Origin of the sequence: Butyrivibrio sp. WCD2001 (assembly GCF_000424485.1) — a bacterium.
Classification (GTDB): domain Bacteria; phylum Bacillota; class Clostridia; order Lachnospirales; family Lachnospiraceae; genus Butyrivibrio.
Window position 1 is genome coordinate 436,244 of record NZ_AUJZ01000001.1, and the last position, 11,728, is coordinate 447,971.

Genomic DNA, 11,728 nt, shown 5'->3' on the forward strand with positions numbered 1-11,728 from the left:
TTCTTAGTACCTTGAAAGCATTACACTTCAAACTTATATCCCATGCCCCAGATAGTCTTAATAAGATCGCCCTTATCGCCCATTTTTCCGCGAAGTTTTTTAACATGGGTGTCTATAGTTCTGGCATCCCCGAAATAATCATAGTTCCAGACATTATTAAGAATTTTCTCTCTTGATAATGCTATGCCCTTATTTTCGATAAAGAATGTAAGAAGCTCAAATTCCTTAAACGAAAGCTCAATTTCCTTTCCATCAATCGAAACACTATGTGCTGCTTTATTTATCACAATTCCGCCTGCCTCGATAATGTCTTCGGCACTGCCTTGAGAGGTTCTTCTGAGTATTGCTTCCACTCTTGCCACAAGAATTTTGGGACTGAAGGGTTTTCCGATATACTCATCAACACCAAGTTCAAAACCCTGAAGTTCATCTCTCTCCTCAGTCTTTGCGGTGAGCATAATTATCGGAACCTTAGAATATTCCCTGACTTCCCTGCATACCTGCCAGCCATCCATCTTAGGCATCATGACATCAAGAATAATAAGCGCTATATCTTTTTGTTCATAAAAAATATCCAGCGCTTTCTGTCCGTCTTCAGCCTCTACAACATCAAAATTATTTTTAACAAGAAAGTCTCTTACGAGCTTCCTCATTCTTGCTTCATCATCTACTACTAATATTTTCAGCTTATCCATTTTTTAGCCCTCCGGAAATAATGATATACGCATATTGTGTCCATTTTGTTTCCGTTTCATTCGGATTCATCAATATCTATATCTTTTCCGTAATCTGTATCATCCTGAATTTTAAGATCGCGTTCCTTTATCCTTACAGCTTTCTCACGTTCCTTTAACGAATCCTCCCACTCGGCATAGCGGTTGGTAACATTCTGCTTGTAGTTGATAATATTGTCGCTTTCAGCTGATAACGCGATAAAAAACATTGCAATAACCATAGCAAGCAAAATGAGGTTCATAAAACCCATTACAAAAACTACAGCTTTTACATTCTTTTTCTTTTTGGGCGGTGGCGGTGTGATATACTGACGCGGATGATATTCATCCTTCAAATCAACCTTGGTTATTTTTAAATTGATCGGAATGGGTATCAGATCTTCTTCCTTTACTCCTGCACCAATCAATTTGTCGCGCAATTTTGCAAGGTAATACCACCCAACAGGTGTTGAAAAAATCTTATTGGTTATAGCTTTTTCGTAAACAGCTTCAAGATCTGAAACCTTTGTCGAATGAACCTTTTTCCCGATAATTTCTATCTTCTGTTTATCAAGTTCAGCCTTTTTTACATCCTCAGCAGATAGAAATTCGTAACCATCCACAACAAGATTTTCCGGTTCCTTTTTAGGAACGTCTGCATTCTCCGCTTCGCTTTTTACTTCGTCAACTTTCTCATCTGCCATAGCCTTCTCCATACGCAGCTATAAAAACGCTAACACTTCTTGCCTTTAACCGCCAATTCGGTACCGGCAGCGGCTTAGGTCTATTATTAAAATATCTCTTATCCTCGGCTGCCGTATCAACAACAAGTGTCCAATAAGCTCCTTCCGGCGGTTCCGGAAGCGTAATCTGTATATCTTCCCAAAATACATTTACGGACATAAGAACTACATCATCATGGCCTTTTTTTCTGATAAATCCGGCAAACATAATGCTTATTACTTTTGTATTATCATTTATATCCGTGTGATAAGGATGATCCGTAAATACTGAAATATGCGGAAGTCCTGACATTGCCGGCTTCAGATCTTTACGAATACAGGGGTGTTTTCTTCTAAACTGAATCATATCCCTGTAAAAGTCAAAATACTGTCTGTTTTTAGTAAAAAGATCCCAGTTAAGCCATGAAACTTCATTATCCTGGCAATACGCATTATTATTTCCGAACTGAGTATTGCCGAATTCATCACCGGCAAGAATCATCGGGGTGCCGCGGCTGCACATAAGTACTGTTATTGCATTTCTCATCATTTTAAAACGAAGGTCATTTATTGCAGGATCATCTGTCTCACCTTCAGCTCCGCAGTTCCAGCTTCTGTTATCATTGGCACCGTCAGAATTATTCCAGCCGTTCGCTTCGTTATGTTTTTCGTTGTAAGCGAACATGTCATATAAAGTAAATCCGTCATGACAGGTTATAAAGTTTACAGAAGAATCATATCCAGCATAATTTCTGCCATACATATCCATAGAGCCTGTTATTCTGCAAACAGCCTCCGGAGCAGCCCAGTATTCACCTTTAAGGAATGATCTGATACTGTCCCTGTATCTTCCATTCCACTCAGCCCATCTGCCCCAGGAAGGGAACGAACCAACCTGGTACATACCTCCTGCATCCCAGGCCTCGGCTATAAGCTTTACGTCACCGAGAATCGGATCGAATGCAAGGCGCTGCAAAAGCGGAGGCGCCTCCATAGGTGCTCCGTTTTGATCTCTTCCGAGAATACTTGCAAGGTCAAATCTAAAACCATCAACCTTATATTCCTCGACCCAATAATGCAGGCACTCAACTATCATCTGCTGTACCATAGGGTGATTACAGTTCAAGGTATTTCCGCATCCACTGAAATTATAATAATCACCATCGGGAGTAAGCATGTAATAGATATTATTGTCAAATCCTTTAAAGGAAATGAATGGACCGTTCTTATTGCCCTCTGCGGTATGATTGAAAACAACATCAAGTATTACTTCAATGCCGTTTTCCTTAAGGAGCTTTATCATCTCCCTTAATTCAAAGCCTTCCTTGTTATATTCCTCTGTCGAAGCATAGCTTGTGTTGGGAGCAAAAAAACTTACTGTATTATATCCCCAGTAATCAAGCAAAGTCCTTCCATTTACAACTCTCTTATCTCTTGTTTCATCAAATTCAAAAATAGGCATAAGCTCAAGGGCTGTTACCCCAAGTCTTTTCAGGTAATCAACCTTTTCCATGATACCGGCAAATGAACCTCTGCACTTAATGCCCGAAGATTCGTCCATGGTGAATCCTCTTACATGCATCTCATATATAATAGAATCACTCATTGGAGTCTTAAGCCAGCTTGTTTCGCCCCAATCAAAGTCATTTCTTACAACTCTCGCTCTGTAGGCCTCCTCAAATTTTATTGTCTGTCCCCATACTCTTTGCCCGGCAACAGCTTTCGCATAGGGATCAAGAAGAACATGGTTGTAATCAAATAATAGCCCCTTTTCCTCATCCCAGGGTCCATCTATACGGTACGCATATTCCATATTTTCAACCTGAAGGCCGAAAACAAGCATTGAATGAACCTTTCCTATTCTGTAATTGTCCGGAAAATTAAGAGAAACGAAGGGTCTTTCTTCGCCTCTGTGATAAAGAAGGAGCGTTACCTTAGTAGCTCCGTTTGAGTATACAGTAAAATTAACGCCATCAGGCATAATGGTGGCGCCATTAATATCATAATATCCGGGACGAACCCTGAAACCGTTAATAGTATCAGAAGCTACTAACTGTCTGTTCTCACTGGATTTTCTATTGTCCCTGATATGAACATATCCAAAATTATTCTGTTTTGGTCTTTGTCTTCTAAATTCAGCCATATAAAATTGTATGAAGCAAAAGCTCCGAACCCCTCATTTTCATAGAATCTAAAAAATCCCAATAAAATACTATCTTAATTTTACCATAAAAAACAAAAAAATGGACAGATATTCGATAATGAATATCTGTCCATTAAAAACCTCGCTAAGTATTTAAGGTTTATGCAGGATATGCACCGTTCTTAGTGTCGGCAGCTGAAAGGTCAACCTTTTCCTGCTGTGCAAGACGATACTTGAAGAAATCAGTAGCAACCTGAGGGAACAGAGCATAGGACAGAACGTCCTCATCCTGCTGCTTCCACTGCTTAACATCCTCTTCGAACTTAGGAAGTCCGGGAGCAAGCTTATCTGCAGGTCTGCATGTGATAACTTCTCTGTCGCCGATGATCTTCTTCTGAACTTCAGGATTGAAAGGCTTGATTGTCTTACCATACTCACCTGCAAGAAGGTCTTTAGTCTGGTCAGTAGCAACCTTATATCTCTCACCCATAAGTACATTCATAACAGCCTGAGTACCAACGATCTGTGAAGAAGGTGTAACAAGCGGAGGCTCACCGAAGTCCTTACGAACCTGAGGAATCTCCTCAAGCACAGTATTGTACTTATCGCTTGCATTCTGCTCTTTAAGCTGGCTAACCATGTTGGAAAGCATACCGCCGGGAACCTGATACATAAGAGTCTTAATGTTTACACCGAGAACCTTAGCATCCATAAGTCCGCTCTGGAGGCACTCTTCTCTGTAAGGTCTGAAGTAATCAGCAACCTCAGCAAGAAGCTTCTGATCAAGACCTGTGTCGAATTCCTGACCCTTGAAGGCCTCAACCATAACCTCTGTTGCAGGCTGTGATGTACCAAGTGCGAAAGGTGAAATAGCGCAGTCGATGATATCAACTCCTGCCTCTGCAGCCTTCATATATGTCATACTTGCAACACCGGAAGTGTAATGAGTATGAAGATCGATAGGAAGGCTTGTAGCGCTCTTGAGAGCCTTAACAAGCTTCTCTGCCTCGTAAGGAAGAAGAAGTCCTGCCATATCCTTGATACAGATGGAATCTGCACCCATTGACTCGATTTCTTTAGCGATGTTCATCCAGTACTCTTCTGTATAAGCATCACCAAGTGTATAAGCAAGAGCGATCTGAGCGTGGCCGCCCTCTTTCTTTGTAGCCTTAACTGATGTCTCAAGGTTACGAAGGTCATTCAGACAGTCAAAAATACGGATAATATCAATACCGTTAGCGATTGACTTTTGTACGAAATATTCAACTACGTCATCAGGATAATGCTTGTAACCAAGGATATTCTGACCACGAAGAAGCATCTGAAGCTTTGTGTTCTTGAAACCATCTCTGAGTTTACGAAGTCTCTCCCACGGATCCTCTTTAAGGAATCTCATGGAAGCATCAAATGTTGCGCCTCCCCAGCACTCAACTGAGTTATAACCAATCTTATCCATCGTAGGGATAATGGGAAGCATAAGCTCTGTAGGCATTCTGGTTGCAATCAGTGACTGATGTGCATCACGCAGAACTGTCTCTGTAATCTTAATTGGCTTTGCCATAATTAGTTCTCCTTTTCCGAATTAGAATACTCCAAATACCGCCATAAATGTTCCGGCAACGACTGCGGTACCTACGACACCTGCAACGTTGGGACCCATAGCATGCATGAGAAGGAAGTTGCTGGGATCATACTCTGCACCAACCTTCTGTGAAACTCTGGCTGCCATCGGAACAGCTGAAACTCCGGCAGAACCTACAAGAGGATTAACCTTACCACCTGTAAGAACGCACATCAGCTTACCAAACAGACATCCTGCGGCAGTACCGATAACAAATGCAATAAGACCAAGAACAACGATCTTAATTGTTGTGATATTAAGGAATGCCTCAGCACTTGTTGTAGCACCTACTGAAGTACCCAGCATAATAACTACGATATACATAAGAGCATTGGAAGCCGTCTCCTGGAGCTGACGAACAACGCCACTCTCGCGGAAAAGGTTACCAAGCATAAGCATACCGATAAGGGGTGCTGTTGTAGGAAGAATCATACTTACAACTATTGTAACGATGATAGGGAAGAGAATCTTCTCAAGCTTTGATACCGGACGCAGCTGCTGCATGCGGATCTTTCTCTCCTTCTCAGTTGTAAGAAGCTTCATAACAGGGGGCTGAATAATCGGCACAAGTGACATGTACGAATATGCAGCCACGGCAATCGGACCAAGGATTGTGGTCTGATTAAGCTTTGTAGCAAGGAAGATAGATGTAGGGCCATCTGCTCCTCCGATGATTGAAATAGCTGCAGCCTGCTGATCGTTAAAGCCCATAGCAATAGCCATAAAGTAAGCTGAAAAGATACCAAACTGAGCAGCTGCTCCCATAAGGAAGCTCTTAGGGTTGGCAATGAGGGGACCGAAGTCTGTCATCGCACCAACACCCATGAAGATAAGTGACGGCATGATTGCCCACTCATCAAGCAGGTAGAAATAATACAAAAGTCCGCCTACACCATTGGATGACTTATCAATAGAAAGCATAATATCCGGATAGATATTAACCAAAAGCATACCGAAGGAGATAGGCACCAAAAGAAGTGGTTCGAAGTCTTTGGCAATTGCAAGATACATAAAAATCAATGCTACAACAACCATTATATAGTTACCGGGAGTCATTGTTGTAAATGCAGTTTGCTGCCAGAGATTCGATAATGTGTTTACAATGTAATCCATTTAACGACCTCCGTGAGTCTCTCCTAAAATTAGTTCATTGTTGCAACAACGCCGCCGGCCTCAACTGCATCGCCTACTGCAACGTCGATACTTGCGATAGTTCCATCCTGAGGAGCTACCATAGGAATCTCCATCTTCATAGATTCCATAACAACAACAGCATCACCCTTCTTAACAGCCTGGCCTACAGATGCCTCAATCTTAAGAACCTTACCTGCTGCACCGGCAGTTACCTTAACGCCGCCTGCGCCAGCGCTTGCCTTCTTTGCAGGTGCTGCGGGAGCCTTGGGAGCTGCTACGGGAGCTGCTGCAGGAGCAGCACCGCCTGCGCCTTCTTCTACGGTTACATCATATACGTTTCCGTTAACGGTAATTGTATAATTTTTCATTATCTATATCCTCCTAAATATTAGCCTTAAGCCTTTTTCCAATTACTTGCCTTGCCGACTTTACGAACAGATCTCACAACAAATCCGTCTCCGCCTGCACTGCTACTGCCTTCATATGCAGCAATTGCAGCAGAAATAACTGCTATAAGCTCTGCATCATCTGAAAGCTCTTCTTTTTCAGCAATCTGAGATGTCACATTATCCATTGACTTCTGAGCTATTTCTTTAGCGCTCTCGGGCTTCTTCTCAGTAATCTTGTTAATAAGCGGGAAAGCTGAAATAACAAGAGCAATGATAATAAGTACGGTGAATGCCATACCCATTCCGAGAAGAGTATTAAGTCCGGCACTTCTAAGCTTCTCTCCGAGTGTATGATTTACATTTACAGAGATAAGTGTCGGTACGCCCTTTCTGTCAAGGCTGTACTCAAGGACTGCAGTATGAGCATTGCTTCCTGTTCCCTGTATGGTAGCGTCTACCATAAGTTCACCATCTTTATTGACATAATATGTAAGGTCCTTAACACTTATGTCTTCAGCAATAGTCTCTTTGCTCTGGAAGCCAAGCTCATCAATGGCATCATACCAGTTTTTATATCCGGCATAGAAAACATCATAAGTAGACTCATCAAAGCTGTCCTCTAATTGCTCTTCAAAATTTTCAGGTGTAATACCCTGTAAATACATGGTCTCAAAATAAGAATCTTCAATAGTCTGTGCGTACTGCATCAAACCATCTTTTGAAAATACATTCTCGTCATACCTGCTACCGGCAACTGTATTATATTGAATACTATTACCACAGGCTGCAAGAGACAGCATGCAGATCAGCGTAACACCTAAAGCTAAAATCTTATGCTTCACTGTCCGCTCCTCCTTATACTGTAGTGTGCTTCCTTACAGGGCGTTCCTCACGCTTGCTGTAAAGCATTTCGAAAGCTCCTATTACGTATTTTCTTGTATCTGCAGCATTGATAATTGTATCAACATATCCTCTTGCTGCAGCACTTTCAACATTATTCTGGAGTTTCTCATATGCAGCAGCTGTGTCTGCAACTGTGCTTGAATCCTTACCGTCAGCAATAATCTTAGCTGCATGCTCAGCGTTCATGGTACCGATCTCGGCATCAGGCCAAGCAAATGTCATATCAGCACCAACTGCCTTAGAGTTCATGATTACATAAGCGCTTCCGAAAGCCTTACCTGTTACTACGTTTACTTTCGGAACTGTAGCTGCGGCAAGAGCAGCCACAAGCTTAGCAGCAGCCTTAGCTACATGTCTCTCATCACACTTTGTTGCACCGAATCCATTTACATTTGTAAGAGAAAGAACCGGAATCTCAAAAGCATCACAGAAGCTTACAAGGTCAGCAGCCTTATCACAAGCATGAGCAGTAAGAACATTATCAAACTTCTCAGCTACTTCACCCTTTTCATCGTAGAGTTCGCTTCTGTTACCGATAACGCCAACAGTAGCGCCATTGAGCTTGATGAATCCTGTAACCATCTCTTTAGCAAAATCTCTCTTTGTCTCAAAGAAGATTCCGTTATCGGAAATCTGTCTGAACATAAGAGCAGGATCATTAACAGAACCTTCAAGGTTCTCACATGCGCGGTTAAGATCATCTGCGCACTCATCAAAATTCTCTGTGTCTTCATTATTGGAAGGAAGAATTGAAACGAGTTCTCTAATCTGAGCATAAAGTGTCTGTTCGTCACCTATTACATCAACGTTTCCTACTTCACTGCCCTGCCATGCGGCTGCCGAAGTATCACACTTCTCCTTGCTGTTACCTTCAAGTACATTGGGAGAATTAACAAAGAGCTTTCCACTCTTTTCTTCCATAAATGTGAAATCTGTCATTGTGGGGAAAAGTGCAAGACCGCCACCGCATGATCCAAGAATAGCTGTGATCTGCGGAACCACTCCTGAAGCGCTAACCTGTCTGCGATAGATCTCGCCGAATGCATTAAGCGCATCAGTTGCCTCCTGAAGACGAAGACCTGCAGAATCAATAAGGCCGATTACAGGTGCTCCCATCTTAAGAGCCATATCATAGAGACCAGCTATTTTCTTAGCATGCATCTCTCCTACAGAGCCACCAAGAACTGATGCATCCTGAGCATATACGTATACAAGCTTACCGCCGATAACGCCATAGCCGGTTACTACACCATCAGAGGGTGTCTCTGTCTGCTTCAGATTGAAATCTGTGCTTCTGGCCTTAACCTGAGCGCCGATTTCAACGAAACTGTTTTCATCAAGCAGAGAAAAGATTCTCTGGCTTGCCTGAGAAGAACTACTCATTTCTTCACCTCCGTAATTTATTATTAAGTGTATAAAACCACAACTTAAGTCATGTTAAAGTATAACACAAAATAAGGGCATGGAGAATACTCCATACCCTTATTTTCTGCGCTTTTTATACATTTTTTATCAGCGGGCAAAAATTGCAAATTAAACCTGCCATTTTTAGATATCAAGCTTGACACTGATTTCCTGTTCAGCCTCCTGTTTGAACTCCTCAACTCTAACCGCATCAAGAGAAGGAAGTTCCTCCAGAGACTTAACACCAAAGCTTCTAAGAAACTGCTCGGTTGTGCCAAAAAGCAGCGGCCTTCCCGGTGCATCAAGTCTTCCAAGTTCCTGAACAAGGTTGAATTCAACAAGACGATTCACAGCATGATCGCTGTTTACGCCTCTTATTCTTTCCACATCAAGTCTTGTAATAGGCTGTTTGTACGCTATTATTGAAAGCGTTTCCATAAGTGCATCCGTAAGTGTTATCTTCTTAGGTGTTTTAGCCACCTTTATCAGATACTCATACATCTCACTTTTCGTACAAAGCTGAATAGAATCTTCAAGTTCAATAAGGCCTATTCCGCTGTCGCTCTTTTCATATTTTTCTTTCAGATAGCTTATTTCATCCCTTACATCCTTAAGGTCCTGATCAGTAGCATTGCATATAGATGCTACGCTTACTGAATCTCCCATTGTAAAAAGGATTGCTTCGATAGCTGCCGCTCCCTCTTCTCTTGTCATCTCATCCTCACTTTGCTCTTTTGGAAGTAATCATAATATCGCCGAAAGTCTCATCCTGCTCAATCTGAATGTCCCCGACTTTCATAGCTTCCAGAATAACCAGAAATGTAACAATAATCTCAACCTTGCTTCCCTGCTTTTCAAGAAGCTGCTTAAAACTGAATCTGTCATGTTCTCTGATATAAGCCTTCACATACAGTGTCTTCTGATCAAGATCAACCGATTCCTTTTCAATCTTTCCGAATTTACTTCTTATCGGATCAACCTTATCCTCCTGTCTCCTAAGAAGTGCCTGGAATATTTCGTTAAGCTTCGAAAGATTCGCATCTCCCAAAAGCGCATCATAATCTATAGGCTCTTCATAAGACATTACTTCATCCGGAACATTCTTTTTGCGATACATATGAGTATCAGCATCCATCTGGCGGTCTCTGAGTTCATCCGCCATATATTTATACATCTTGTATTCCAAAAGCTTTTCAACAAGTTCAGCTCTGGGATCTTCCTCTTCTCCCTCTTCGTTTACTTCCTTAGGAAGAAGCATTTTGCATTTTATATCCACAAGAGTTGCTGCCATTACCAAAAACTCGCTGGTAACTTCCATGTCATCCTTCTGCATGGCTCTAATGTAATCCATATATTGCTCAGTGATCACAGCAATCGGAATATCATAAATATCTATTTTATTTTTATCTATAAGGTGAAGAAGCAGATCCAGAGGCCCCTCAAAAACCTGCAGTTTAACTTCAAGCGCCATTATTATTCCTCGTGTGTTTAGTTTTTGTCTGAGATAAGATGTATCACGCACAATTCCCCGGGATTATTGAATCTCACTCTTATGGAATGAGTTGAAAGTCCTCTGCTGAGAATCATCTTTGAGCCTTCAATCTCATAGAGACCGCCATCATATTTCGGAAATGGAACCAGTGCGGGAGATATTACGCCTCCAAGCAACGGAAGTCGAATAATTCCGCCATGAACATGTCCTGATACGGTAAGATCAGCTCCCCATGCCTTATATCTGTCAAAATATATAGGATTATGAGCTATTAAAAGCTGAAATCTTTCTGCGCAGGGTACACCGAAGAAATCCTCAATGTATCCATCAGGCAACTCGCGTCTGATAAACTTTCTGAAAAATTCACGCCCAATCTCGAGTCCATGAATCTCCATATTGTAGTCTTCAAGATACGTCCCCTGATTTCGCAGCACAACACATCCTGCATCTCTGATTTTTTTATCATATTTATCATACGCCTGCTTCCTGTCGCCTCCGAGAATATCCATTTTATTCTCATGATTACCATTTGCGGCATACACAGGGTATCTTGAGCACAACTGCGATATGAAGTCAGCTATCTCATCGTATCGCTCTTTCCCCAGTTCCTGATAAGCAGTCAGCATATCACCTGCAAGAAGAATTACGTCAGGAGATATATCATCTATAGCTTGTATCAGTCTGCTGTTTCCTTCCCCAAAACTATTCTCATGAAGATCCGAAAGCAGGCAGAAAACACCATCTTTTTTTAGTTTGTCCGAATGTATCTCATAGTTTCTTATAACAAAGTTATTCATATCATGATGAATAACCAATACTATAAGAATTATTATCAAAATAGCGGCTACTACCAAGAAAATATGCATATCTTATCCCATTTTTTATCTCATAGTTTTTCTATGAAATAAAAATAGTCCTTGATTTATAAAACCAAGGACCTGTTTTTATTAATTATATTTACGTTTTCTAGCTGCTTCAGACTTTTTCTTACGCTTTACGCTTGGCTTCTCGTAATGTTCTCTTTTACGAATCTCCTGCTGGATGCCAGCCTTGGCACAGCTTCTCTTGAAGCGACGAAGCGCGCTGTCTAAAGTTTCATTTTCTTTTACAATAACTGTTGACATTCTTTACTCTCACCCTCCCTTCAGACCCTTCCTTAACGGGTGACCAGGGTTATTTGTTATGTCTCTAGGCTTTCACCCACATA

The 11,728-nt window shown here is 41.6% G+C and carries 12 protein-coding genes; all 12 read right to left on the reverse strand.

Translation table 11 applies throughout. The features are described from left to right. Window positions 1-20 precede the first annotated feature (20 nt). On the reverse strand, window positions 21-695 hold the full coding sequence (locus tag G630_RS0101920; RefSeq protein ID WP_026497564.1) for a response regulator transcription factor: 675 nt from the start codon (window positions 693-695) through the stop codon (window positions 21-23). Window positions 696-751: 56 nt separating this feature from the next. Beyond that, window positions 752-1,417, reverse strand: a complete 666-nt coding sequence (locus G630_RS0101925; protein ID WP_026497565.1) for a hypothetical protein — start codon at window positions 1,415-1,417, stop codon at window positions 752-754. Beyond that, window positions 1,407-3,578 (reverse strand): glycogen debranching protein GlgX, encoded by a 2,172-nt coding sequence (gene glgX / locus G630_RS0101930; RefSeq protein WP_026497566.1) that lies wholly within the window; start codon window positions 3,576-3,578, stop codon window positions 1,407-1,409. The genes G630_RS0101925 and glgX overlap by 11 nt, the downstream gene beginning before the upstream one ends. A 160-nt stretch (window positions 3,579-3,738) precedes the next feature. Then, window positions 3,739-5,139 carry an oxaloacetate decarboxylase subunit alpha gene (locus tag G630_RS0101935; protein ID WP_022759870.1) on the reverse strand — a complete coding sequence of 467 codons (1,401 nt, stop codon included), beginning with the start codon at window positions 5,137-5,139 and terminating at the stop codon, window positions 3,739-3,741. Window positions 5,140-5,160: 21 nt separating this feature from the next. Continuing rightward, complete coding sequence (locus G630_RS0101940) at window positions 5,161-6,312, reverse strand: sodium ion-translocating decarboxylase subunit beta (RefSeq protein ID WP_022759869.1); 1,152 nt, start codon at window positions 6,310-6,312, stop codon at window positions 5,161-5,163. A gap of 29 nt (window positions 6,313-6,341) precedes the next feature. After that, the gene (locus tag G630_RS0101945; protein WP_022759868.1) at window positions 6,342-6,701 is read right to left on the reverse strand and encodes a biotin/lipoyl-containing protein; all 360 of its coding nucleotides are present in this window, start codon (window positions 6,699-6,701) and stop codon (window positions 6,342-6,344) included. Between the two features lie 26 nt (window positions 6,702-6,727). Then, window positions 6,728-7,564, reverse strand: coding sequence for an OadG family protein (locus G630_RS23210; RefSeq protein WP_022759867.1), 837 nt, complete (start codon window positions 7,562-7,564; stop codon window positions 6,728-6,730). A gap of 13 nt (window positions 7,565-7,577) precedes the next feature. Then, a complete protein-coding gene (locus tag G630_RS0101955) occupies window positions 7,578-9,008 on the reverse strand; it encodes an acyl-CoA carboxylase subunit beta (protein WP_022759866.1) in 1,431 nt (476 codons plus the stop codon). Between the two features lie 165 nt (window positions 9,009-9,173). Beyond that, a complete protein-coding gene (gene scpB, locus G630_RS0101960; protein WP_022759865.1) occupies window positions 9,174-9,743 on the reverse strand; it encodes an SMC-Scp complex subunit ScpB in 570 nt (189 codons plus the stop codon). A gap of 7 nt (window positions 9,744-9,750) precedes the next feature. Continuing rightward, window positions 9,751-10,500: a segregation and condensation protein A gene (locus G630_RS0101965; protein WP_026497567.1), complete on the reverse strand. Its 750-nt coding sequence runs from the start codon at window positions 10,498-10,500 to the stop codon at window positions 9,751-9,753. A gap of 17 nt (window positions 10,501-10,517) precedes the next feature. Then, complete coding sequence (locus tag G630_RS0101970; protein ID WP_022759863.1) at window positions 10,518-11,387, reverse strand: metallophosphoesterase; 870 nt, start codon at window positions 11,385-11,387, stop codon at window positions 10,518-10,520. Between the two features lie 81 nt (window positions 11,388-11,468). Beyond that, a complete protein-coding gene (gene rpsU / locus G630_RS0101975) occupies window positions 11,469-11,645 on the reverse strand; it encodes a 30S ribosomal protein S21 (protein ID WP_022755619.1) in 177 nt (58 codons plus the stop codon). Window positions 11,646-11,728 lie beyond the last annotated feature (83 nt).

What these genes read in the sequence shown, in the direction of transcription:
- G630_RS0101920 (WP_026497564.1), bottom strand. Translation starts at nt 695, where the DNA reads ATGGATAAGCTGAAAATATTAGTAGTAGATGATGAAGCAAGAATGAGG.
- G630_RS0101925 (WP_026497565.1), bottom strand. Translation starts at nt 1,417, where the DNA reads ATGGCAGATGAGAAAGTTGACGAAGTAAAAAGCGAAGCGGAGAATGCA.
- glgX (WP_026497566.1), bottom strand. Translation starts at nt 3,578, where the DNA reads ATGGCTGAATTTAGAAGACAAAGACCAAAACAGAATAATTTTGGATAT.
- G630_RS0101935 (WP_022759870.1), bottom strand. Translation starts at nt 5,139, where the DNA reads ATGGCAAAGCCAATTAAGATTACAGAGACAGTTCTGCGTGATGCACAT.
- G630_RS0101940 (WP_022759869.1), bottom strand. Translation starts at nt 6,312, where the DNA reads ATGGATTACATTGTAAACACATTATCGAATCTCTGGCAGCAAACTGCA.
- G630_RS0101945 (WP_022759868.1), bottom strand. Translation starts at nt 6,701, where the DNA reads ATGAAAAATTATACAATTACCGTTAACGGAAACGTATATGATGTAACC.
- G630_RS0101955 (WP_022759866.1), bottom strand. Translation starts at nt 9,008, where the DNA reads ATGAGTAGTTCTTCTCAGGCAAGCCAGAGAATCTTTTCTCTGCTTGAT.
- scpB (WP_022759865.1), bottom strand. Translation starts at nt 9,743, where the DNA reads ATGACAAGAGAAGAGGGAGCGGCAGCTATCGAAGCAATCCTTTTTACA.
- G630_RS0101965 (WP_026497567.1), bottom strand. Translation starts at nt 10,500, where the DNA reads ATGGCGCTTGAAGTTAAACTGCAGGTTTTTGAGGGGCCTCTGGATCTG.
- G630_RS0101970 (WP_022759863.1), bottom strand. Translation starts at nt 11,387, where the DNA reads ATGCATATTTTCTTGGTAGTAGCCGCTATTTTGATAATAATTCTTATA.
- rpsU (WP_022755619.1), bottom strand. Translation starts at nt 11,645, where the DNA reads ATGTCAACAGTTATTGTAAAAGAAAATGAAACTTTAGACAGCGCGCTT.